Consider the following 22,972-nt stretch of genomic DNA (forward strand, 5'->3'; position numbering starts at 1 on the left):
GTGTCCTCACCGGCTTCATGGCGCTGTACCTGCTCTACACCCTGGTTCCCCTGGTGTGGCTGGTGATCAACGCGACCAAGACCCAGCCGTCCCTGTTCTCGACGTCGGGACTGTCCTTCGGCGACTCGTTCGCCCTCTTCGACAACATCGGCCAGACGTTCACCTACAACGGCGGGATCTTCTTCCGCTGGCTGGGCAACACCCTGCTGTACGTCGTGGTCGGCGCCGGCGGCGCGACGATCCTCGCGACGGCGGCGGGCTACGGGCTGGCCAAGTACCGCTTCCCCGGCCGCCGCGGCGTGTTCGCCGTCGTCCTCGGGGCCGTGGCCGTGCCCCCGACGGCGCTGGCCGTGCCGACGTTCCTGATGTTCAGCAAGATGGGGCTGACCAACACGCCGCTGGCGGTCATCATCCCGTCGCTGATCAGCCCGTTCGGCCTGTACCTGATCTGGGTCTACGCCGCCGACGCCATCCCCGACGAGCTGCTGGAAGCGGCGCGGATCGACGGCGCCGGCGAGCTCCGGATCTTCCTCACCGTGACGCTGCGCCAGCTGGTCCCCGGGATCATCACGGTCACGCTGTTCACGATGGTGCAGACCTGGAACAACTACTTCCTGCCCCTGATCATGCTCAGCGAGCCCAAGTGGTACCCGCTGACCGTCGGGCTCAACCAGTGGAGCGCCCAGGCCAACGGCGCCGGCGCCCAGCCGATCTTCAACCTGGTCCTCACCGGGTCGTTGCTCACCATCATTCCCCTCGTCGTCGCTTTCCTGCTCATGCAACGGTTCTGGCAATCGGGCCTGAGCGCGGGCAGCGTCAAGCAGTAGTCGTCACACCGTCGTGAAGGGACACTCGATGTCACGTTTCCGTAGTCGCGCCAGGGCGGCCGCCGCCGTGGCGCTGGCGGCCGCACTGGCGGTCGGTTGCTCGTCCGGCGGCTCGTCGTCGGCGCCCGCGGCGGCCACCGGCACCCAGGACTCCGTCGACGCCGCGCTGAAGGCCGGCGGGGAGATCACGTACTGGAGCTGGACCCCGTCGGCCAAGGACCAGGTGGCCGCGTTCCAGAAGGAATACCCGAACGTCAAGGTCAACTACGTCAACGCGGGCACGAACAAGGAGGAGTACACCAAGCTGCAGAACGCGATCAAGGCCGGCTCGGGTGCTCCCGACGTCGCGCAGATCGAGTACTACGCGCTCCCGCAGTTCGCGCTGACCGATTCACTGGCCGACCTCAACCAGTACGGCTTCGGTTCGTTCGAAAAGGACTACAGCGCCTCGACCTGGGCGCAGGTCAAGAACGGCAACGGGCTCTACGGCCTCCCGCAGGACTCCGGCCCGATGGCGCTGTTCTACAACAAGGAAGTCTTCGACAAGAACGGCATCGCCGTGCCGAAGACCTGGGCCGAGTACATCGACGCGGCGAAGAAGCTGCACGCCGCCGACCCCACCAAGTACATCACCTCGGACACCGGTGACCCCGGGTTCGTGCTGAGCATGATCTGGCAGGCGGGCGGGCGCCCGTTCTCCGTCGACGGCCGGAACGTGAAGGTCGACTTCGCCGACCCGGGGGTCAAGAAGTGGACCGCCATGTGGGACCAGCTGATCCAGGGCAAGCTGCTCGCCCCGGTCAAGGAGTGGTCCGACGACTGGTTCCGCGCCCTCGGTGACGGCACCATCTCCTCCCTGGTCACCGGCGCCTGGATGCCGGGCAACTTCATCTCGTCGGTGCCCGGTGGCGCCGGCAAGTGGGCGGTCGCGCCGATGCCGACCTACGACGGCAAGCCGGTGACCGCGGAGAACGGCGGCAGCACCCAGTCCGTGGTCAAGCAGAGCAAGAACCCGGCGCTGGCCGCGGCGTTCGTGCGCTGGCTCAACCACGGGAACGGCGTCCAGCCGTTCATCAAGAGCGGCGGCTTCCCATCCACCACGGCCGATCTGACCTCGCCCGCGTTCGTCGACGAGGCCGTGCCGTACTTCGGCGGCCAGAAGATCAACCAGGTGCTGACGAGTGCGTCGAAGGACGTCGCTCCGGGCTGGACGTACCTGCCGTACCAGACCTACGCCAACAGCGTCTTCAGCGACACCGCCGGCAAGGCCTACGTGAACGCCACCGGCCTCGACGCCGGGCTGGCGGCCTGGCAGCAGGCCATCGTGGACTACGGCAACCAGCAGGGCTTCACGGTCAGCGCCGGATGACCGTCCACATCGAAGGCGACGCGGGCGAGGTGATCGGCCCGGTCCCGCGTCGCCTCTTCGGCTCCTTCGTCGAGCACATGGGCCGGTCCGTCTACACGGGACTGTTCGAGCCTGGTCACTCCACTGCGGACGATCGCGGCTTCCGCGGCGACGTGCTGGAACTGGTCCGGGAGCTCGGGCCGAGCGTGATCCGTTACCCGGGCGGAAACTTCGTCTCCGGCTACCGCTGGGAGGACGGCGTCGGCCCGCGGCGGCCGGTCCGGCTCGACCCGGCCTGGCACAGCGTCGAGTCCAACCGCTTCGGCCTGCACGAGTTCGTCGCGTGGGCCGAAGCCGCGGGTGCCGAGGTGATGTACGCCGTCAACCTCGGCACCCGCGGCATCCAGGAAGCCGCCGACGTCCTGGAGTACTGCAACCACGCGGGCGGCACGGAGCTGAGCGAACGGCGCCGCGCGAACGGCGCCGACCGCCCGTTCGGCTTCAAGCTGTGGTGCCTCGGCAACGAGATGGACGGCCCGTGGCAGATCGGCCACAAGACGGCCGACGAGTACGGCAGGCTGGCCGCCGAAACCGCGCGGCTCATGCGGATGATCGACCCGGACGTCGAACTGGTCGTCGCGGGCAGCTCGCACGCGGACATGCCGACGTTCGGGTCGTGGGAACGCACGGTGCTGCGCCACACCGCCGAGCTGGTCGACCACATCTCGCTGCACGCCTACTACCAGGAGCTGCACGGCGACACCGACAGCTACCTGGCCAGCGCGGCCGGGCTGGACCGCTTCATCCGCACGACCGCGGGGATCATCGACGAGACGCTCGCCGAACTGGGCCTGGACAAGAAGATCGGGATCAGCGTCGACGAGTGGAACGTGTGGGACCTGCGCCGGTGGAACGAAGTCGACCAGGCGCGGCTCGCCGAGGGCGGCTGGCGGGAGCACCCGCGGATCATCGAGGACGACTACACCGTGACCGACGCGGTCGTCGTCGGCTCGCTCCTGAGTTCCCTGCTGCGCAACGTCGACCGCGTCACGATGGCGAACCAGGCGCAGCTGGTGAACGTCATCGCGCCGATCCGCACCGAACCCGGCGGGCCGGCGTGGCGGCAGCCGACGTTCCACCCGTTCCAGCGGGTGGCCGCGCTGGCGAGCGGGGAGAGCCTGCGCCTGTCCGTCGAGGGCGACCGGCTCCGCACCGCGCAACACGGTGAAGTCGACCTCGTCGACGTCGCCGCGACGGCGGGGGAATCCGGGCGGGGCGCGGTGTTCCTGACCAACCGCGCCACCGCGTCGCACACGGAAGTCCGGATCCGCCTGCGCGGCGCACGGTACGGCCTGTACGCGGCCGAAACGCTGACCACACCCGACGGCGGGACGCGTCACACGACGAACACCGCCACCGCACAACCGGTCCGGCCGGTGCCGCTGCCCGGCGCCGCCGCGACGTCCGACCCCGGGGGGACGACCATCACCGTGACACTGCCACCGCTGTCCTGGACCGTGCTCCAGCTGAGCCCGGAGGCGGCTTCGCATGCCTGAGTTCGTCATCGGGGAGACCGACTTCCTGCTCGACGGGCAGCCGTTCCGGATCCTTTCCGGTGCTCTGCACTACTTCCGGGTGCACCCGGACCTGTGGGCCGACCGGATCGACAAGGCCCGCCGGATGGGGCTCAACACCATCGAGACGTACGTCCCGTGGAACGCGCACGCCCCTTCGCCGGACGTCTTCGACCTGACCGGCGGGCTCGACCTCGACCGCTTCCTGGGGCTCGTCGCCGAGGCCGGGATGTACGCGATCGTCCGGCCCGGCCCGTACATCTGCGCGGAGTGGGACAACGGCGGCCTGCCGGCGTGGTTGTTCCGCGACCCGGCGGTCGGGGTCCGCCGGTACGAACCGCGGTACCTCGCGGCCGTGCGCGAATACCTGACGCGCGTCTACGAAGTCGTGGTGCCGCACCAGGTCGACCGCGGCGGCCCGGTGCTGCTCGTCCAGGTCGAGAACGAGTACGGCGCCTTCGGCGACGACAAGCAGTACCTGCGGGCGCTGGCCGACCACACGCGCGCGTCGGGGATCACCGTGCCACTGACCACAGTGGACCAGCCGGACATGCTCGAAGCCGGCAGCCTCGACGGGCTGCACCGCACCGCGTCGTTCGGCTCCGGCGCGCGGGAGCGGCTGGCGATCCTGCGGGCGCACCAGCCGACCGGGCCGCTGATGTGCAGCGAGTTCTGGAACGGCTGGTTCGACCACTGGGGCGCCCACCACCACACGACACCCGCCGCGGACGCCGCCGCGGAGCTCGACGCGCTGCTCGCCGCGGGCGCGTCGGTCAACCTGTACATGTTCCACGGCGGCACCAACTTCGGTCTCACCAACGGCGCCAACGACAAGGGCGTCTACCAGCCGCTGGTGACGTCCTACGACTACGACGCGCCGCTGGACGAAGCCGGTGACCCGACACCGAAGTACCACGCGTTCCGGGACGTGATCGCGCGCTACCACAAGGTGCCGGACTCCGTCCCGCCGCCGGCGCGGCCCGCTCCGGCCGCCCACGCGGTCCTGCGCGACCCGGTCCGCCTGCTCGACGCCCCGGACCGCTGGGGCACCTGGGAGTTCCACGAGGAGCTGCCCGCGTTCGACGCCCTGACCCCGATGCCGCGCCTGGCGCTGCTGCGCTGCTCGATCGAGGGCGACCGGCCGGGCGTGCTGACCTTCGGCGAGGTCCGTGACCGCGCGACGGTGTTCTTCGACGGCGACCCGGTGGGCACGCTGCAGCGCGACCACCACGAGCGGGCGATCGCGCTGCCGCGGGCGCGGGGCGAGCTGCTGGTGCTGGTCGAGGACCAGGGCCGCGTCGACTACGGCCCGCGGATCGGCGAGGCGAAGGGCATCATCGGCGGCGCGGCGGTGCACGGCGAGCCGCTGACCGGCTGGGACGTGCTGCCGCTGGAGCTCGACGCGCTCCCCGGGCTGCGGCCGGCGACGCCGTCGCTGGTCGCCGGACCGGTGGCCGGGCCGGTGCTGCTGCGGGCTTCGGTGGACGTCGACGCGTCCGCGGACCTGTTCCTCGACACCGGCGAGTGGGGCAAGGGCCTGGTGTGGTTCAACGGGTTCTGCCTCGGCCGCTACTGGCGGCGCGGGCCGCAGCGGACGCTGTACGTGCCGCGCCCGATCGTCCGCGCGGGCGCCAACGACCTCGTCGTGCTCGAACTGGACACGATGCTCGACCCGGCGGCCCGGTTCGTACCGCGGCCGCTGCTGGGCCACACGGAGGCCTGAGGAAGTCCCCACCGAAGCGAAGGGCAGTTCGACGATGAACCTGCGGCGTTTGCTCACCGTCCTTTGTGTACCGATTGTCGCGGTGGGGGTGGCCGCGGCACCCGCTTCCGCGGCCGCTGCCGTCACCGTCCGCCCCGATCCCACCTACCGCCAGCAGCCGTTCGAGGGCTGGGGGTCGAGCCTGGCGTGGATGGCCGAGGCGACCGGCGGCTACCCCGACTCCGTCCGGAACCGCCTGGCGGACCTGGTCTTCGGCCCGGACGGGCTGAACCTGAACATCGCGCGGTTCAACATCGGTGGCGGCAACGCCCCGGACGTCCCGGACTACCTGCGCAAGGGCGGCGCGGTCCCCGGCTGGTGGAAGGCGCCGGCCGGGACGACCCGGGCCGACAAGGACTGGTGGACGCCCGGGGACCCGGCCGAGTTCGACGCGAAAGCCGACCCGAACCAGCGGTGGTGGGTCGACAAGATCAAGAACCGCGTCACGAAGTGGGAGGCGTTCAGCAACTCGCCGCCGTACTTCCAGACCGTGTCGGGGTACGTCTCGGGCGGCTTCAATGCGACCGACGAGCAGCTGCGCCCGGACAAGATCGGCGACTTCGCCGCGTACCTGGCGCAGGTCGTGCGCACGCTGGAACGCGCGCACGGCATCAGGTTCTCCTCGGTCGACCCGCTGAACGAGCCGAACACGAACTACTGGAAGACCACCCTCGGCGCCGACGGCAACCCGGTCGGCGGCCGGCAGGAGGGGGCGCACATCGGGCCTGCCGTGCAGTCGCGGCTGATCCCCGCGATGGCCGCGGCGCTGCCGGGGAAGGTGGTCTCCGCGCCCGACGAGACGAACCCGGACATCTTCGCCGCGGACTGGAACGGCTGGTCCGCCGACGCTCGCGCCGCGGCGGGGCGGCTGAACGTGCACACCTACGGCACCGGCAACCGGCCGATCCCGCGTGACCTGGCGAAGGGCGCGTCGAAGCCGTTGTGGATGAGCGAGGTCGGCGGGAGCTGGCTGGACCGGCAGGACTTCACCAGCATGGACCCGGGGCTCGGGCTGGCCGGCCAGATCACCGACGACCTGCGCCTGCTGGAGCCGGGCGCGTGGGTCGGCTGGCAGCCGATCGAGGACTACGACAACATGAAGCCGGGCGGGGAGTCGGCGGCCGGGATGAACTGGGGCGAGATCCAGGTTCCCTTCGATTGCACGACTTCGGACTGTCCTGTTCGGACGAACACGAAGTTCGACACGATGCGGAACTTCACCCACTACATCCGGCCGGGCGACCGGCTGATCGCGTCGAACGACACCGCGTCGACGGCCGCGATGCGCGGCGACGCCCTGTCGTCGGTGGTCCACGTCAACGCGGGCACGGCGGACCAGGACGTCACGCTGGACCTGTCCGGCTTCGGGTGCGTCCGGCCGGGCGCATCGGTGACGCCGGTCGTCACGGACGTGACCGGTGCGCTGCGACGCGGGAAGCCGGTGCGGGTGACGTCGGCGCGGGCGACGCTGCGGGTCCCGGCGCGATCGGTGACGACGTTCCTGGTCGACGGGGTGTCGTCGGCGGCCGCGGGCACGGGACCGGGTTCGGGAAAGCCGTTCACGTTCACCGGCGTGCAGAGCGGCAAGTCGCTGGCGGCGGAGAACGGCGGCCTGGTCCAGCGCACGACGGACGCGTCTTCGGCGGCGCAGCGGTGGACGTTGACCGACCGCACGGGCCGCTACGGCAACCGCGACCGGTTCTCGATCACGTCGGCGGCGACGGGCGAGGTGCTGAGCACGTCCGGCGGAGCGGTGGCGCTGGCCCCGCCGGGAACGACGGACGCGGCGGCGCAGTGGACGCTGTCGACGACGGGCGACGGCACGTGGACGTTCGTCAACGCGGTGAGCGGCCAGCTGCTGGACGTCACGGGCGAGTCCCGCGACGACGGGGCCCGGATCGGGCTGTACCGGCCGACGAACGGCCCGAACCAGCGCTGGCAGGCCGTGGCCCGCTAGGCGCTGTGGACAACCCACGCGGCCACCCGCGGAGGGCGCCGATTTTCGTCGGTGCCCTCCGCTAGCGTGGAAACCGGGGGCTGCTCAGTCCGCCGGCTTCAACGGATCGTGGCCGATCGACATCAGCCGGTGCCGCCAGTGCGGTTCGCCCGCCGTCGGCTCGAGGTCGTCGCGGCGCTGCGCGTGCACCCGGTCGACCACCTTCCGCATCACGTCGGCGTCGCGGGAGTCCACGTCGCTCCGGCGCTTGCGCAGCACCGCCAGCACCTGGTGGCCGGTCGGCGGGCCAGCCTCGTCGGGCAGCGGCTCGGTCTCCGGGCCCGCGTCGCGGGTGCGCAGCCAGTCCTCCAGCTCGCGCGACGTCATGTTCACCACCCGGTGGAACTCCGCCCACAACTCGTCGTCAACTGCCGTGTTGCTCATTTCCCCGGGCTACCCGGCGCGGCCCTCGCCAAACCGGCGGCGCGCGGCCGGTAGAGTTCTCCCGGACCCGTTGAAACGCCAGCGGTGGTCTCGGTTGACGCTGCTGGCGAGCTCTTTCCCATGGCTCGCCGCTTGACGCATGGGAGGGGTGGATCTTGCCGACCACTGGCGACGCCATGGCGGAGCGGGTCGACGAGCTGAACGCCGTCCTGGCCGACCTCGTCGGGGTCCTCGAATCGGTCTCGGACACGCCAGGTCTGCTGGACGCGGTCTGCGGCGAAGCGGTCCGGGTCGTCCCGGACGCGGACCTGGCGAGCATCGTGGTGGTCCGCGACGGCGTGACGCAGACGGCGGCCTTCACGGACGAGCGCGCCCGGCGCATCGACGACGTGCAGTACGCGGCGGGCGACGGTCCCGGCCTGTTCGCGGCGCTCACGGGCGAGGTGGTGCGGGTCGCCGTCGGCGACACCGGCGACCGGTGGCCCGAGTTCGTCCTCGCGGCCAAGGAACTCGGCGTGGGCAGCTACCTGGCCGTTCCGCTGCGCGTGGACGACACGCTCGTCGGCGCGATCACGCTGTTCGGCTTCGGCGCGCACGGCTACCACGAGTTCGACACGAAGGTGCTGCGGCTGTTCACGTTGTGCGTGGAAACGGTCCTGCGGCTGACCCGCCGCTACCGGGAGGCCCGCCGGCTCGCCGACGAGCTCCGCAACGCGATGGAGACGCGCGCGGTGATCGAACAGGCCAAGGGCATGCTGATGCTGATCCACCGCGCGAGCGAGGACGCGGCGATGCAACGCCTGATCGTCGAGTCGCAGCACACGAACACGAAGCTGCGCGACGTCGCGGCCCGCTTCACGAAGAGGATGAGCTCGGCCGACGGAGGTCGTGGCTAGGGGCCGCGAAGAGCGGGACCAGCGCGGCGTCGTTGAACGCGGTGATCCGCGCGACCCGGGTCCCGAGCACCGTCAGCACCTGGACGCCGTGGGCGGCGAACCGTCCGCCGCCCACGGCTTCGTACTCGACCAGCGCCGGCTGGCCGTTCGCCCGGGTCGGCACCAGCCGCCAGGCCCCCGGCCGCAGCACGCGGCGGCCCAGGAACCCGAGCACCGCGTCCCGGCCGGTGAACCACGTCGGGACCGGCGGCATCTCCAGCTCGACGTCCGCGCGCACCAGCGTCACCAGTGCGTCCGGGTCGGCGCGGACGAACGCGTCCACGTACCGGTCGAGCAGCCGGGCCTGCCCGGCCGGCTCGGCGAGGTCGTCCTGCACCGGGCCCGCCTCGGCGAGCCGGCCGCGGGCGCGGCGCAGCGTGCTGTCGACCGCCGCCGGGGTCGTGCCGAGCATCTCGGCGACCTCGCCGGTGCCGAACGCCAGCACGTCCCGCAGGGTCAGCACCGCCCGCTGCCGGGCGGGCAGCAGCTGCAGCGCGGCGACGAACGCCAGCCGCACCCCCGCGCGCCCGGCCACGACCGCGGCCGGGTCGAGGAGTGCGTCGGGGATCGGCTGGAGCCACGGCACCGACGGATCGGCGGCCGCCACCGCCACCCGGTGGTCGTCGGACGGCGCGCCCAGCCCCGACGGGAGCGGCCGCCGGGCCCGGGTTTCCAGCGCGGTCAAGCACGCCGTCGTGGCGATCTTGTACAGCCAGCGCCGCACCGAAGACCGGCCCTCGAACCCGCCGAACGCGCGCCACGCCCGCAGGTACGTCTCCTGCACCAGGTCCTCGGCGTCGTGGATCGAGCCGAGCAGCCGGTAGCAGTGCGCGAGCAGCTCGGCCCGGAAGGGCGCGGTCTCGGTGGCGAAGTCGGGCATGGCACTCAGAGCGTACGCAGGCCGGTGCCGCTGACCTGGTATTCGGCGGCGTCGCCGTCGAGCACTTCGAGGACGGCCTTGGCGACCTGCTCCGGCGTCAGGACCGACTCCATCTTCGCGACGAAGGTGTCGCGGTCGACGCCGTTGCGCGCGGCGTAGCCCTCGACGCCGACGCTGCCGAGGCCGGTAGCGGGCGTCAGCTGCGGCAGGAGCGTGGCGAACCGGAGGCCGAGCCCCGCGCGTTCGGACTCCTCGGCGCCGTACGCGCGCAGGTACCGGATGGCGGCTTTCGCGCTGGCGTACCCGCCGCTGAGCGGCGACCCGCCGAGGGCGGCCCCGCTCGACATCGAGACGACGACGCTGCCCGGGGCCAGCGGCGCCCGGAGCGCCGCGCGGGTCCAGGCGAAGACGTGCCGCGTGTCGACGTGCCAGTTGCGGCTGAACGTCTCCCAGGTCTGTTCGTGCACGGGCGCCATGTGCGGCACGGCGCCCGCGTTGAGGACCAGCAGGTCCGGCCGGTGTTCGCGCAGGACGCTCTCGGCGAGCGCGTCGTCGGTCGCGTCGGCGGCGATGGGGACGAAGCTCGCGCCGAGCTCGTCGCGCACGGCGTCGAGTTCGCGCGCGGTGCGGGCGATGCCGGCGACGGTGCGGCCGCCGGCGACGAGCGCGGCGGCGATGGCGCGCCCGAAGCCGCGGCCGGCCCCGGTGACGACGGCGGTGGACTGGGTGGACATGGGCTCTCCCGAGGTGGTCGATGCGGACGGGATCGAGACCACCGGGGGAGCGGAAAACCGTCGCGAAGTGACGCAGCTCACACAGGCTTGGTGGACGGGCGGCGGTGCAGCAGGTCGAACCGCGACCACATCGCCTCCGCGGCCTCGATCGACTCGCTCGTCCGCGCCGGGTCCACGGCCGCCAGCTGGGCGACGATCGCCTGGACCAGCGCCATCCCCGCGGTCAGCGACGGGAAGAACGTCACGCCTTCCGCCGGCACCATCAGCACCTGCTCCACCGCGCCGGCCAGTGCCGGGCTGGCCGCGTCCGTCACGGCGAACACCCGCGCGCCCCGGCTCTTCGCCTCGCTCGCCGCCAGGACCGTGCTCTCGTAGAGGCGCCAGAAGCTGATCGCCACCAGGACGTCGGCCGAGGTCAGCTTCGCCGTCTGGTTGGCGAGTTCGGCGTCGCCCGCCGTCACCGCGTGGACGTCGTAGCCCGCGAGACGCGCGTTGTGCGCGAAGGCGATGCCGACCGCCGCGTAGCTGCCGTCGGCGATCACCAGCGTCCGGCGGGCCGCCGCGATCGCGCGGGCGACCTCGCGGATCACCTCCTCGTCGAACCGCCGGTTGAGCAGGGCGAGGCTGTCGAGGTCGCGGCGCAGCGACGCGGACCCCGGTGAGTCGACGCCGCGGTGCTCCTCGGCGACCTGCGGCGCGCTCAGCGACGACATGTACCGGGCCCGCAGCTCCTGCTGCAACGCCGGCCAGCCGGCGAAGCCCAGCGCCTGCGCCGTGCGCGTCACGGTCGCGACGTTGACGCCGGCGAGCTGCGCCAGCTCGGCCGTCGAGCCGAAGGACGCCCGCCGCGGCTGGGAGACGAGGACCTCCAGCACGGCGGCCGATTTCGGCCGCAGCCCGCGCTCGGGCAGCCGGTCCCGCAGCCACGCCTCGAAACCGTCGTCGGTCTCCGTCACTCGTCCCCTCCTCGGTCGGGTAAACCGTAACGCAGGGATGTCGACTTGCAACGAACATTGCAAAACCGTGAAAACGCAGTATACGTTGTCCGCACTCCCCGGCGCCCGGACACGGAAGGCGTTCCCCCATGACCCTGCTGGCACGACTGGACCGGCTGCCGCTCAGCCGGCCCCACTACAAACTGCTGCTCATCGGCGGGCTCGGCTACACCTTCGACGGCATGGACTCGGCGGTCGTCGCGTTCCTGCTGCCCAGCGCCAAGGCGGCGTGGGGCCTCGACAACGGCCAGCTCGGGCTGATCGGCTCCGCGACGCCGTTCGGCTTCCTCTTCGGCGCGATCGCGGCCGGCCTGCTCGGCGACCGCATCGGCCGCAAGAAGGTCATGATGTACGCGCTGGCCTTCTACGCGGTGTTCTCCGTCATCGCGTCCTTCTCGCCCAACTACGAGGTCTTCCTCGGCGCCCGGGTGCTCGCGGGGGCGGGCGCCGGCGCGGAAAGCGCGATCATCGCGCCGTTCCTGTCGGAGTTCGTGCCTGCCAGGCGGCGCGGCTGGTTCGTCGGCGCGCTCGCCGGGTTCTTCTCCTTCGGGTTCGTCGCGGCCGCGCTGATCGGGCGGTTCGTCGTGCCGTCGTTCGACGAGGGCTGGCGGATCGCGCAGCTGGTCACCGCGCTGCCGATCGTGATGCTGCTGTGGTGGCGGCGGTCGCTGCCCGAGTCGCCGCGCTTCCTGCTCGCCCAAGGCCGGGTCGCCGAAGCCGAGAACGTCGTCGCCAAGATCGAGCGAGACGTCGAGAAGGCCACCCGCACGGCGCTCCCGCCGGTCCCGCCCGCCGACGCGCAGCCGGCCACCGAGACGCCGAAGGTCAACCTCTTCAGCGCGCTGAAGTTCCTCTGGAGCCCGGCGATGCGGCGCCGGACGGCGGTGATCTGGACCGTCTGGTTCGTGATCACGTTCTCCTACTACGGCTTCTTCTCGTGGATCCCGACGCTGCTCGTCGAACGCGGCATCACCGTCACGAAGAGCTTCGAGTTCTCGATCATCATCTACCTGGCCCAGGTGCCCGGGTACTTCTCCGCCGCGTGGCTGTCCGAGCGGCTCGACCGCAAGCACACGATCGCGCTGTACCTCGCCGGTTCGGCCGTGAGCGCGTTCTGGCTGAGCCAGACGAGCGCGCCGTGGTCGATCACGCTCGCCGGGGCGGTGCTTTCCTTCTTCCTCAACGGCACCTACGCAGGCGTGTACTCCTACACGCCCGAGGTGTTCCCGACCTGGATCCGCGCCAGCGGCACCGGGCTGTCGAGCGCGTTCGGCCGGGTCGGCAGCATTCTCGCCCCGACGATCATCGGCCTGTCCTCGGCGAGCCTCGGGTTCGCCGGTGTCTTCGGCATGACGACGGCGGTGCTCGCGGCCGGGGTCCTCTGCGTGCTCGTCTTCGGCCTGTCGACCGCGGGCCGGTCCCTGGAAGAACTGACCGAACACGGCGCGCCGAAGGCGGCCGCGAAGGAGATGACGAAGTGAGTTTGTCCACTGTGGAGGAACGGGTGCGCGACGCGATCGGCGTGCGGCTGTTCACGGTGCTCGCGTGGGTGCCGGAGCGGCGCGCCCTGCGGCGCGTGCACAGCAGCCACCCGGCGGAGTACCCGGTGGGCGGGGAGAAGACGGTCGAGGTCGCCGCGGGCTGGCTCGACACGTGCATCACCGCGCAGGAACCGTACTTCGGGCCGGATCGCGCGGCGGTGCGCGAGATCTTCGCCGACCACGACCTGATCGAAAGCCTCGGCTGCGGGTCGATCATCAACGTGCCCGTGGTCGACGGCGGCCGGACGCTCGGGGTGCTCAATATCCTCGACGCCGAAGGCAGCTACGACGAGGATGCGGTGGCGGTGGCCGAATCGCTCGCGCCGCTGGCCGTGCCCGCGCTTCTGGAGGAACGATGACGGAACTGTTGCTGCGCAACGCCCGGCTGCTCGACCCGCTGTCCGGCGAGTACACCGAAGGCGACCTGCGTGCTTCCGGCGGCCGCATCGTCGAAACCGGGCCGAACCTGGCCGCGGCCGACGTGCCGGTGCTCGACGTCCGCGGCGCGGTGGTGCTGCCGGGGCTGGTCGACGCGCACGTGCACGTCACGGCGTCGACGGCGGACCTGGGTTCGCTTTCGTCGTCGTCACCGTCCTATGTGGCCGCTCAGGCCGCGCGGACGATGAGCCGGATGCTCGACCGCGGGTTCACCACGGTCCGCGACGCGTCGGGGGCCGACTACGGACTGGCCGACGCCCAGGCGGACGGCCTGTTCCGCGGCCCGCGGCTGCTGTTCTGCGGCCGCGCGCTGAGCCAGACGGGCGGCCACGGCGACAGCCGCACCCGCGGTACCCAGGTGAAGGACGACCACCCGTGCTGCGCGGGCCTGGGCCGGGTGGCCGACGGCGTGGACGCGGTCCGCGCGGCCGCCCGCGACGAGCTGCGCAAGGGCGCCCACCACATCAAGGTGATGGCCTCGGGCGGTGTCGCGTCCCCGACCGACCGCATCGACTCGACGCAGTACTCGGCGGAGGAGCTGACGGCGATCGTCGAGGAGGCCTCGGCGGCGAACCGCTACGTGGCGGCGCACGCGTACACCGCCCGCGCGGTGAACCGGGCACTGGAGCTGGGCGTCCGTTCGATCGAGCACGGCAACCTGCTGGACGACCGGAGTGTTTCGCTGTTCCTGGCCCGGGACGCGTACCTGGTCCCGACGCTGGTGACGTACTGGGCGCTGAAGGAGGAGGGCCGCGAACACGGCCTGCCGGAGGCGAGCTGGCGCAAGGTCGACGAGGTACTGGGCGCGGGCATGGCGGCACTGGAGCGAGCGGCCCGCGGCGGCGTGAAGCTGGTCTACGGAACGGACCTGCTGGGCGGCATGCACCGCCACCAGAACCACGAGTTCCGCCTGCGCGGCGAAGTCCAGCCACCGTTGGAGGTAATCCGTTCGGCAACCTCGACAGCGGCGGACTTGCTGAACCTTACGGGTGAAATCGGCACCTTGGCCGTCGGCGCGCACGCGGACCTGCTGGTGGTGGACGGAGATCCGGTGGCGGACATCGGGGTTTTGGCGGACCCGAAGCACTTCCGCCACATCGTCCAGGGCGGCGAGGTGGTCGCCGGAACGGCGATCTGAGGCCGGCGCTGTCGGCCAATTCACTTGCCCGCCCACTGACTTTTCGGTGCGCACCCTGTAGACAGGGAAGTTCCGGGTACGTCGGGGGGTGTTCGGGTGAACGGCGTCAGCGAGGGTGGACGCGGGGCGGCGAACGGCGCGGAGGAGCGGGACGCGGGCCGGTCGCCGGGGACGGCGCGGTTGCCGGGCGTGCCGGCCCAGCACGGTGCCGCCGACCCGGAGCCCGCCGCCACGGTTCCGGGCGCCGGGGCGTGGGGCGGTGCTGCCGACGCGCTGCGCGGCGCAGCGGTGGGGCCGGGCCGGGAGCCCGCCGTCGTGCCGGGCAGCCCTCGCCAGCTGCCCCCGCCACCGGCGCACTTCGTCAGCCGCGCCGATGAACTCTCGAACCTCGATGCGCTGACCGGGTCCGGGCCCGGCTCCCGCGCGCGGGTGGTCGTCGTGGTCGGTCCCGGTGGGGTCGGGAAGACCGCGCTGGCCGTGACGTGGGCGGCCGGCCACGCCCACCGCTACCCCGACGGGCAGCTCTACACCGATCTGCGCGGCTTTTCCGCGGACACGGCCGTGGCACCGGAAGAGGTGCTGGGGGTCTTCCTGCGTGCGCTGGGCGTCGCGCCGGAGCGGGTGCCGGCCGGGCTGGCCGAGCAGGTCGGGCTCTACCGGACGGTGACCGCGGGGCGCCGGTTGCTCGTGGTGCTGGACAACGCCGTTTCGACGGCGCAGGTGCGGTCGCTGATCCCGGCGTCGGCCGGGTGCGCGGTGGTCGTGACGAGCCGGCTCCGCCTGGACGGGCTGCTCGCCGACGGGGCCCGGTTCGTGGACGTCGCTCCGCTGCCGCGCGAAGACGCGATCGCGTTGCTCACCCGGACGCTCGGCCCGAGCCGGGCCGGAGCGGAGCCGGCGGCGGTGGCGGAGCTGGCCGAGCTGTGCGGCCGGTTCCCGATCACCTTGCGGGTCGCGGCGGCCCGGCTGGCCGCCCGGCCGCGCTGGCCGGTGTCCCGGGTGGTGGCGCAGCTGCGCGACGAGCGGTCACGGCTCGCCACGCTGTCCCGGCTGGCGGGTGCGGAGGATTCGGCGACGGCGGCGTTCGACTGGTCCTACCGCGAGCTGCCGGCGCACGCGGCGCTGCTGTACCGGCTGACGGCCGAGATCCCGGGCCCCGAGTTCACCGCGGGGCTGGCGGCCGCGGTCACGGGCATGCGCGAACCCGACGTCGCCGACGCGCTGGAAGTGCTGGTCGACGCGAGCCTGCTCGAAGAGGCCGACCTCGACCGCTACCGGTTCCACGACCTGGTCCGGCTGCACGCGCGGGCCCAGCGGGACGACGACCGGTTCGAAGCCGTGCCGCGCGCCGCCCGGTGGTACCTGCGGGAGCTGACCCGGGCGAACCTGGTGGTGATCCCGTCGCGCTGGCGCGTGAGCCCGGTCGCCGAGGAGGTGGAGCCGGCGCCCTTCGCCGACGACGGCGAGGCGCTGGACTGGCTGGCCGGCGAGCTGCCGAACGTGCTGCCGCTGCTGGAGGAAGCGGTGGCCTACCGGCACGACGAAGTGGCGTGGCAGCTCTGCGAAGCGTTGTGGGAGTTGTTGCTGTACCGCAAGCACTACCCGGAATGGCTGCGGTCGCACGAACTGGGCATCACCGCGGCCCAACGCTGCCACGACCGGGTGGCCGAGTCGCGGCTGCGGTGCCAGCTCGGGCGGGCCCACCTGGACCTCGGGCAGCTCGAGCCGGCCGAGCGCGAGACGCGGTGGGCGGCGGAGCTGGCGCGGGAGGCGCACGACCGGCGCAACGAGTCGGCGGCCCTGGAACAGCTGGGGATGGTGGTGCAGGGCCGCGGCGACGTCGACGCGGCGGTCGTGCTGTTCGCCGACAGCCTGCGCATCGAGGAGGAGCTGGGCATCGACCGCGGCGTGGCGGCGCGGCACCGCCGGATCGGCGAAGCGCTCCTGCAGGCCGGTCGCGAGGCCGGCGCGGCACGGCACCTGGATGCGGCCTCGCGGCTGTTCGAGGAGATCGGCGACGACAAGGGCGCGGCCAGGGTGGCGCTCGGCCTCGCCCGGATCGACGTGCGATCCGGGCGGACCGAGGCGGCGGTCCGCCGGCTGGAGCGGGCGCGGGCGGTGCTGGGGCGATCGGGATCAGCGGTGTACGAGGCGGAGGCGCTGCTGGCGCTGGCCGAAGTCGCCGAGGCCGACGACCAGCGCGGCCGGGCCCGTGCCTACCTGACCGAAGCGGTCGAGCTGCTCGCCGAGGTCGGCGGGGCGACGCTGGACCGGGCACGCGCGGCGCTCGAGGCGCTGGACGGCGGCGAGAGCGGGTAGCCGTCGCCCGGAGACGAGCCAGAGGCAGGCGGCGGCCGCGGCGAGTTCGCCGGCGTCGGCGCCGAGCAGGGTGGTGCCGCCGGTGTGGTCGCCGAGCAGCAGCCCGGCCGCACCGATCGGGACGGCGGCCACGGTCAGCCCCGGCAGCCGATCGAACAGCGCGGCCAGTGCCACCCGGCCGTCGGCGTGGGAGGGGCGGGGGTCGGCGAGCACCGCGTCGGCGAGCGAAAGCCGGCCGGTGCTCGTGGTGCCGCAGAGGTTTCCCCGGTCGGACACCGCGCCGGCAAACGAAAGCCGACCGGGCGGTGTGCCGTCTGAGCCGCGCCGGTTTCCGTCATGGGCGAACGAAAGCCGGCTCGATGGCGAGCCCGTGACCACCGCAGTGCGCCGGCCTTCCCATGTGCAGCACCACCTGGTGAGGTTCACGCCGCCACCGGCTTCGGCAGCGGCACCGGCGAGACCGGCACCGCGCGAGCGGGTTCCGGGAGGCCGAGCAACCGGTAGCACGTCCGGCGCAGGATGTGCCCCGCCTGCCCGGGCCGGGACGTGAGCAGCCCGCCGACCAGGCCGGGCAGCCCGGCCGCGTCGCGCACGTCGGCCGCGGCGCGCAACTGGGGTGGCAGCGCCACCTCCGGCCGCCACCGCGGTACGTGCCGCGCCAGGACCTCGCTCGGGCTACCCGGCAGGAGCGGCCGGTCCCGGCTCTCGGCGAGCAGGATCGCCGCGCCGGCCGCGGCGCCGTAGCCGGTCACGGATCCGTAGTCGCCCAGGACGTGGTCGGCGGCGGCCAGCGCGGCGCGCCACCCTTCGTCCGGCGGGACGAGCGTCAGGCCGGCGCGGACGGCGTCGGCGAGCCAGGAGCGGACCTGCCACGCCCCGTGGTGGGCCCAGATCTGCGGGTGCAGGGCGCCGACGACGTGGTAGCGGTCGCGGGGCAGCTCGGCCAGGACGCGGTCGAACAGGTCCGGGTGCCTGCCGAAGGCCGACTGCGGCGACCAGGTGGTCGAGACCACGACGACCTCCTGCTCCTCGGTGGCGCCGAGGGCCCGCCGGTACCGGTCGCGGAACGGCAGGCTGGCGGTGAGCCGGTCGAGCGCGATGTCGCCGGCCACGACCGCGGCGGGCAGGGCGGCGGGGCAGACCTGAGCGAGGAGCTCGTGCTCGCGGTCGTGGACGAGGACGATCGCGTCGGCGCGGACGCGGCCTTCGCGCATCAGCTGGTCGGGTCCCAGCCCGGTCTGCGGCCGGTGGGGCCGCGCGGTGGCCGGCGGACGCCACGGCCGGTACTGCCCGAACCCGCCGCCGTGGGGCACCAGCACGGCCGGGGCGGCCAGGTCGTCGAGGCCGCGGGTGCTCCCGGCGAGGACGAGGTCGAAGTCGCCGCGGCGCGCCTGGGCCCACGGGAGCACGGTGCCGCCGTGCGCGCGGAGGAAGTCGTGCGTGGCGGGCCAGCCGTCGCCGTCCTCGGGATCGGCGAACACGATCTGGATGCGGTGGTCGGCTTCGAACAGCGGCAGCAGGTCCAGCAACCGGGTGCCGGCCACGATGTGCGGCACGAGCACGAGAACGGATTTCGTGCCGCGCCGGGTGGCGAAGTGCGCGTCGGCGGTTCCGATGGGGCTGCGTACCCAGGTGCGCTCGGCCATCGCGGTCCTCCAGAAGTCGTGTCCAGTTGTTGTCACGAATGTCGGGGACCCGGTTGAGAAATGGCTTTCGGCCTGTGCTTTCGCCGGTTGACAATGGATCAACGTTGATCGTCAACGAGCTTTCCGCGCCCTCCTGACGTGGTTCTTCGGTGGAATCAATGGGAAAGTGGCCGAGGAGGAGCGGGCGGTGGACGGCGTTCACCGTGGGGAAAGGGGGGTGGCGTGGAAATGGTGTTCGGAATTCTCGGGCAAACGGCCTTGCTGCTGCACGGGAAAGTGGATGTGAAGTGGGCCCAGCCGCGGTCGAGGCAGGTGCTCGCCGCTTTGCTGACGCGGCCGAACCACCGGTTCTCCGTCGACGACGTCGTCGAATGGGTGTGGGCCGACGACGAGAACGTGCCGCGCGGAGCGCTCGCGACCCTGCACCAGAACGCCGCGCACCTGCGGCACGCCTTGTCGGCGAAGGGGATCGACGCGCGCGTCGGGGTCGGCAAGACCGGGTGCGTGGTCGAAATCGACCCCGGGCTCGTCGACCACGTCGCGTTCGGCCGCCTGCTGGCGCCCGCGCGGCAGCTGCGTGACCGGGGTGACCACCACCGCGCCCACGTCGAGGCGCAGGCGGCGCTGCGGCTGTGGCGCGACGAGCCGCTGTCCGACCTGCGGACGCGCCGGGCCGCGGACTGGCGCGCGCAGTGGCTGCGCAGCCAGTGGCTCCCGGCGAACGCGTTGCTGGTCGCCGAACTGCTGGCCGTCGGGCAGTCCGAGGTCGCGCTCGGCAGGCTGATGGAGCTCGAACAGGCCCATCCGCTGGAGCTGAGCCTCGCGAAGCTGCGGATCCGCGCCCTGGCCGCGGCCGACCGCCCCGGCGAGGTGACCGAGTTCTACCTCGCGATGCGCCGGCAGTACCAGGAAGCGGGAGAGCTGCGCGCCGCGGACGAACTGCGGGCGGTGCACGAGGAGGTGCTCGCCGGCGACGGCGCTTTCCCGCGACAGGTGGTGAAACTCCCCGCCGTCGCGGAGGAACCCGGTGCCTCGTCCGTGTGGCACGTCCCGCCGGACTGCGACGAGCTCGAGGGCCGGGACGGGCTGCTCGCGGAGCTGGACGCGTTCACCTCCGACTCCAGCGGGGCACCGCGCCCCGGCGTGGTCGTGGTGACCGGCGGACCGGGCGTCGGCAAGTCCACCGCGGTGGTGCGGTGGGCGCACCGGGCGCGACGGCGGTTCCGCCACGGCGTCGTCCTCCTGGACCTGCGCGGAGACAGCCAGGCGACGGCCGCGGACGCCGGCGAGGTCGTCGACACGCTGTTGTCGCTGCTGGACTTCCCGGTCGACCAGGTGGTGAACCCGGTGGCGCGCGCGGCGAAACTGTCGGCGCTGCTGCGCCGCCGCCCGCTGGCGGTGGTGCTCGACAACGTCCGCAGCCGGGAGCAGGTCGCCCCGCTGCTGGGGGTGCTCGCCCCGTGCACCGTGCTGGTGGTGTCGCGGTGGCGGCTGCCGTCGCTGGCCGCGACGGTGTCCCCGCCGGTGGTGACCGTGCAACCGCTGGCCGCCGCGGACGCGACGGCCATGCTGGAACGCCGGATCGGCCGGCGCGCCCGCGACGACCGCCGTGGCGTCGCCGAACTGGTGCGGCTGTGCCGGGGCAACCCGCTGGCACTCACCCTGGTGGCCGACCGGGCGCTGGCCCGCACGGGCATGGTGCTGCCGACGCTGGCCCGGCTGCTGCGCGACGCCGACCTGCTGCTGGACCTCGGGCACGAGGGCGACTGGCCGCAACGCAGCCTGCGCGCCGCCTTCACCGTGTCCTACCAGGCGCTGGCCGCGGACGAGCGGCGCGCGCTCGCGGTGATCGGGCTGCACCCCGGCGCGGAGGTCACGGCCGAAGCGGTCGCGGCCGCGGACGGGCGGCCGCTGCCGGCCGTGCGCCGCTCGCTCGACGTCCTGGTCTCGGCGCACCTGCTCGAGCACCCCGGCGACCTCGACCGCTACCGCGTCCACGACCTCCTGCACGCCTACGCCGCCTCGGTTGCGGCGCAGCTCGACGACGTCGCGGCGGTGCGGCGCCGGCTGTTCGAGTACTACCTGCTGATGGCCCGCGACGCACACCGGCTGGTGTTCCCGCACAAGCCGCCGTCGCCGCTGCCCGCGACGACCCTGGAGTGGCCGGGCGCCGGGTTCACCGGCGCGGCGGCGGCCCGGCAGTGGGTGATCCGGGAGCGGAGCCTGCTGGCCGAGGTCGTCGCCGGCGCCGCCGCGGCCGGGCTGCACGAAATCGCCTACCACCTGCCGGCGCTGTTCGCGGAGTTGTTCGTGGCGAAGGGGTACTTCGCCGACGCGATCGGCTGCCTCACGACCGCGGTCGCCAGCGTCGAAGCGGCGCTCGCCGAGCCCGGCGGCGACCAGGCGCGGCTGCGGCAGTTCCTGGGGTCGAACCTGAACGACCTCGGCGTCGTCCTGATGCACCGCGGGGAGGAGAAACAGGCCGAACAGCACCTCCGGCGCGCGCTGGAACTGGCGGAGGCGGACGGCTCCCCGCTGGGCCGGATCGCCTCGACGCTGAACCTGGCCCGGTGGCACTTGCGGGCCGGCCGCGCGGCCGAAGCCGCGGTGCTGGGCCGGCTGGCGCTGGAGGTGGCCTACGAGCTGGGCGAGCCGTCGTTGTGCGCGGTCGCCGCGCACCGGCTCGCGAACGCGCTGGTGGCGGCGGGCGGGTTCGAGCAGGAGGCGGCGGAGCTGTACGCCGAGGCGCTGGCGGACCTGCGGGACACGGCCGAGGTGACGACGCGGCTGGAGATCCACACCGCGTGGGCGTCCCTGCTGACCGACCAGGGCCGGCTGGCCGAGGCCGACGACCAGTGCCGGCGCGCCTCGGAGCTGACGTCCGCGAGCCTGAGCCTGCCGGCGGTGATGAAGCTGAACACGGTCCTGGCCAGGCTGCGGCACGAGCAGGGCAACGCGCGGGCGGCGTTGTGGTACGCGTACCGGGCCGTCGAGCTGGCCGACCGCACGGGGCATGCGACCGGGCAGGCCCGGGCGTTGTCGGCACTGGCCGCCATCCTGCGCGAGCGCGAGAACCGGGCGGACGCGCGGGCGCTGTGGCTGCAGGCGGCGGAGCTCTACCGGGGGCGGGAGCGCGGCATGCGGGTGGCGGAGCTGGACGAGCTGATCGCGGAGCTGGACGCATCGGAGCCGGCCATCCCGGCCGCGCGCGACGGGGAGCGCGACACGGTGGCGATGCTGCCGCCGCGGTTGCAGCGAGAGCAGTGATCCGGGAATCCCGTTTCGTTCGGGTGCCGGGGTTCTCTCGTGCGGCCATGATCCGCGGATGATTGTCCACAGTGGAATCGCCCGGTTCGGTGATTGGTGTCAACCGGATGCGATGTGTTGGCTACGAAGCCATCGGGGCGGTGGCGTCGGCCACAGAATCGCCGATCCGCGTCATCATCGTCGGCCGTGGTCGTTCCACCAGGGCAGCGAGGGGAGCGGCCATGTGCGGGGAGCGACCGGGCACCACCACACTCGCGGCGGTGTACGCGCCGGGGGCGATGCCGTTGGCTGGGTACGTACGGAGTGCGAAGCACCCGGACCAGCTGGGCGGTTGATCTCGTGAGCGAGGACCACAGAGCCGAGCCCGTGCCCGACGACGTGGTGCGGGAACTGGTGGAGCACTACGCGGCCGGGAAGACGATCGAAGCCCTGGTCGCGAAGTACCCGTACAGCTACCGCAAGATCCGGACGGCGTTGCTCGACGCCGGAGTCACCCTGCGGCCGCCGCGCATTCCGCTGCCGCCGACCCCGCCGGGCCTGGTCAACGCCTATCGAGACGGGCGCTCGATCCGCCAGCTCGCGACGACCTACGGCATGTCGTACAACCAGACCCGGAACGTGCTGCTCGCCGAGGGAGTGGAGCTCCGCCGGCGCGGTCAGCCCTGACGCTTGCCGGGCTCCGCGGGAAGCCGCGAAGCCCGGGCGCGGTGCGGTCGTGGCTCAGGCGGCGCCACGCATGATAATCCACCACAGGGGCAGCATCATGGATTCCTCCTTCGTCGTGCGGGGACCGGCTCGCCGCCCACCCCGGTCCGAGCGGATCAGGTACAATCTTTGCTCGCGTGGGTTGCTGGGGTGGGTATGGGTGGGCTCTTTTGGTGGTCACGCTTTAGTGTTGGGAGCACCGTACTCGTGACGGATCGGGTCACATCAACCGGGTCGGTTATTCGCCGGCGAACTCGTTCGTGGAATACGTACCCATGGCCTGAGCTGGCTAAATACGCTGCGAATTCAACGGGTCGCAGTGTTGTTGACGCTCCACTGTAGAGCTTCGGGGGGCCGGTTGTCCCTGAGGCAGCAGGAGTTCCCGTTCAGGTCGCCTCGGACAGAGCAATGCGGCCACCCTTCCGGGTGGCCGCATGCGGCCGCTGTCTACGTCCGCCGACAAAAAGCGAGAAATCTTCACTC

Annotated in this window: 17 protein-coding genes; 12 read left to right on the plus strand and 5 right to left on the minus strand. The window is 72.5% G+C overall.

The genetic code is table 11. From position 1 onward, the window contains the following. Positions 1 to 17: 17 nt before the first annotated feature. The 5 genes from AB0J40_RS36440 to AB0J40_RS36460 are packed head-to-tail and all read left to right on the plus strand — an operon-like array spanning position 18 to position 7,468. A complete protein-coding gene (locus AB0J40_RS36440) occupies positions 18 to 827 on the plus strand; it encodes a carbohydrate ABC transporter permease (protein WP_364463016.1) in 810 nt (269 codons plus the stop codon). Between the two features lie 28 nt (positions 828 to 855). Continuing rightward, the gene (locus AB0J40_RS36445) at positions 856 to 2,196 is read left to right on the plus strand and encodes a sugar ABC transporter substrate-binding protein (protein ID WP_364462633.1); all 1,341 of its coding nucleotides are present in this window, start codon (positions 856 to 858) and stop codon (positions 2,194 to 2,196) included. Further along, positions 2,193 to 3,731: an alpha-L-arabinofuranosidase C-terminal domain-containing protein gene (locus AB0J40_RS36450; protein WP_364462636.1), complete on the plus strand. Its 1,539-nt coding sequence runs from the start codon at positions 2,193 to 2,195 to the stop codon at positions 3,729 to 3,731. Before AB0J40_RS36445 ends, AB0J40_RS36450 begins: the two co-directional genes overlap by 4 nt. Then, positions 3,724 to 5,472 carry a beta-galactosidase family protein gene (locus AB0J40_RS36455; protein ID WP_364462639.1) on the plus strand — a complete coding sequence of 583 codons (1,749 nt, stop codon included), beginning with the start codon at positions 3,724 to 3,726 and terminating at the stop codon, positions 5,470 to 5,472. The genes AB0J40_RS36450 and AB0J40_RS36455 overlap by 8 nt, the downstream gene beginning before the upstream one ends. Positions 5,473 to 5,506: 34 nt before the next feature. Next, on the plus strand, positions 5,507 to 7,468 hold the full coding sequence (locus tag AB0J40_RS36460) for an RICIN domain-containing protein (protein WP_364462642.1): 1,962 nt from the start codon (positions 5,507 to 5,509) through the stop codon (positions 7,466 to 7,468). Positions 7,469 to 7,552: 84 nt separating this feature from the next. On the opposite strand, the gene AB0J40_RS36465 is transcribed toward AB0J40_RS36460, so the two are convergent. Continuing rightward, positions 7,553 to 7,891, minus strand: coding sequence for a DUF3140 domain-containing protein (locus tag AB0J40_RS36465; protein WP_364462645.1), 339 nt, complete (start codon positions 7,889 to 7,891; stop codon positions 7,553 to 7,555). Positions 7,892 to 8,067: 176 nt separating this feature from the next. On the opposite strand from AB0J40_RS36465, the gene AB0J40_RS36470 reads away from it, so the two are divergent. Then, complete coding sequence (locus AB0J40_RS36470) at positions 8,068 to 8,787, plus strand: GAF and ANTAR domain-containing protein (RefSeq protein WP_364463019.1); 720 nt, start codon at positions 8,068 to 8,070, stop codon at positions 8,785 to 8,787. Here the strand turns inward: AB0J40_RS36470 and AB0J40_RS36475 are convergent. The 3 genes from AB0J40_RS36475 to AB0J40_RS36485 all read right to left on the minus strand — a co-directional run bounded on the left by AB0J40_RS36475 (position 8,747) and on the right by AB0J40_RS36485 (position 11,396). Further along, entirely contained in the window at positions 8,747 to 9,706 is a 960-nt protein-coding gene (locus AB0J40_RS36475) for an RNA polymerase subunit sigma-70 (protein ID WP_364462648.1), read from the minus strand. The two genes, AB0J40_RS36470 and AB0J40_RS36475, sit on opposite strands and share 41 nt — an antisense overlap. Positions 9,707 to 9,711: 5 nt before the next feature. Continuing rightward, positions 9,712 to 10,440: an SDR family oxidoreductase gene (locus AB0J40_RS36480; protein WP_364462651.1), complete on the minus strand. Its 729-nt coding sequence runs from the start codon at positions 10,438 to 10,440 to the stop codon at positions 9,712 to 9,714. A gap of 77 nt (positions 10,441 to 10,517) precedes the next feature. Then, positions 10,518 to 11,396 (minus strand): MurR/RpiR family transcriptional regulator, encoded by an 879-nt coding sequence (locus AB0J40_RS36485; protein WP_364462654.1) that lies wholly within the window; start codon positions 11,394 to 11,396, stop codon positions 10,518 to 10,520. Between the two features lie 128 nt (positions 11,397 to 11,524). Here AB0J40_RS36485 and AB0J40_RS36490 point away from each other — a divergent pair, with 128 nt between their 5' ends. From AB0J40_RS36490 to AB0J40_RS36505, 4 genes are all read left to right on the plus strand, one after another. After that, positions 11,525 to 12,916: an MFS transporter gene (locus tag AB0J40_RS36490; RefSeq protein ID WP_364462656.1), complete on the plus strand. Its 1,392-nt coding sequence runs from the start codon at positions 11,525 to 11,527 to the stop codon at positions 12,914 to 12,916. Then, the gene (locus AB0J40_RS36495) at positions 12,913 to 13,335 is read left to right on the plus strand and encodes a GAF domain-containing protein (protein ID WP_364462659.1); all 423 of its coding nucleotides are present in this window, start codon (positions 12,913 to 12,915) and stop codon (positions 13,333 to 13,335) included. Before AB0J40_RS36490 ends, AB0J40_RS36495 begins: the two co-directional genes overlap by 4 nt. After that, on the plus strand, positions 13,332 to 14,552 hold the full coding sequence (locus AB0J40_RS36500; RefSeq protein WP_364462662.1) for an amidohydrolase family protein: 1,221 nt from the start codon (positions 13,332 to 13,334) through the stop codon (positions 14,550 to 14,552). The genes AB0J40_RS36495 and AB0J40_RS36500 overlap by 4 nt, the downstream gene beginning before the upstream one ends. Positions 14,553 to 14,648: 96 nt before the next feature. Beyond that, positions 14,649 to 16,871: a tetratricopeptide repeat protein gene (locus AB0J40_RS36505; RefSeq protein WP_364462665.1), complete on the plus strand. Its 2,223-nt coding sequence runs from the start codon at positions 14,649 to 14,651 to the stop codon at positions 16,869 to 16,871. A gap of 422 nt (positions 16,872 to 17,293) precedes the next feature. Here AB0J40_RS36505 and AB0J40_RS36510 read toward each other — a convergent pair whose 3' ends face one another. Beyond that, the gene (locus AB0J40_RS36510) at positions 17,294 to 18,517 is read right to left on the minus strand and encodes a hypothetical protein (RefSeq protein ID WP_364462668.1); all 1,224 of its coding nucleotides are present in this window, start codon (positions 18,515 to 18,517) and stop codon (positions 17,294 to 17,296) included. Between the two features lie 228 nt (positions 18,518 to 18,745). On the opposite strand from AB0J40_RS36510, the gene AB0J40_RS36515 reads away from it, so the two are divergent. Both AB0J40_RS36515 and AB0J40_RS36520 read left to right on the plus strand, forming a co-directional pair. Further along, positions 18,746 to 21,784 (plus strand): BTAD domain-containing putative transcriptional regulator, encoded by a 3,039-nt coding sequence (locus tag AB0J40_RS36515; RefSeq protein ID WP_364462671.1) that lies wholly within the window; start codon positions 18,746 to 18,748, stop codon positions 21,782 to 21,784. Positions 21,785 to 22,123: 339 nt separating this feature from the next. Continuing rightward, complete coding sequence (locus AB0J40_RS36520) at positions 22,124 to 22,450, plus strand: hypothetical protein (protein ID WP_364462674.1); 327 nt, start codon at positions 22,124 to 22,126, stop codon at positions 22,448 to 22,450. Positions 22,451 to 22,972: the final 522 nt, after the last annotated feature.

The sequence above is a fragment of the Amycolatopsis sp. NPDC049691 genome (assembly GCF_040675005.1).
In the GTDB taxonomy this organism is placed as follows: domain Bacteria; phylum Actinomycetota; class Actinomycetes; order Mycobacteriales; family Pseudonocardiaceae; genus Amycolatopsis.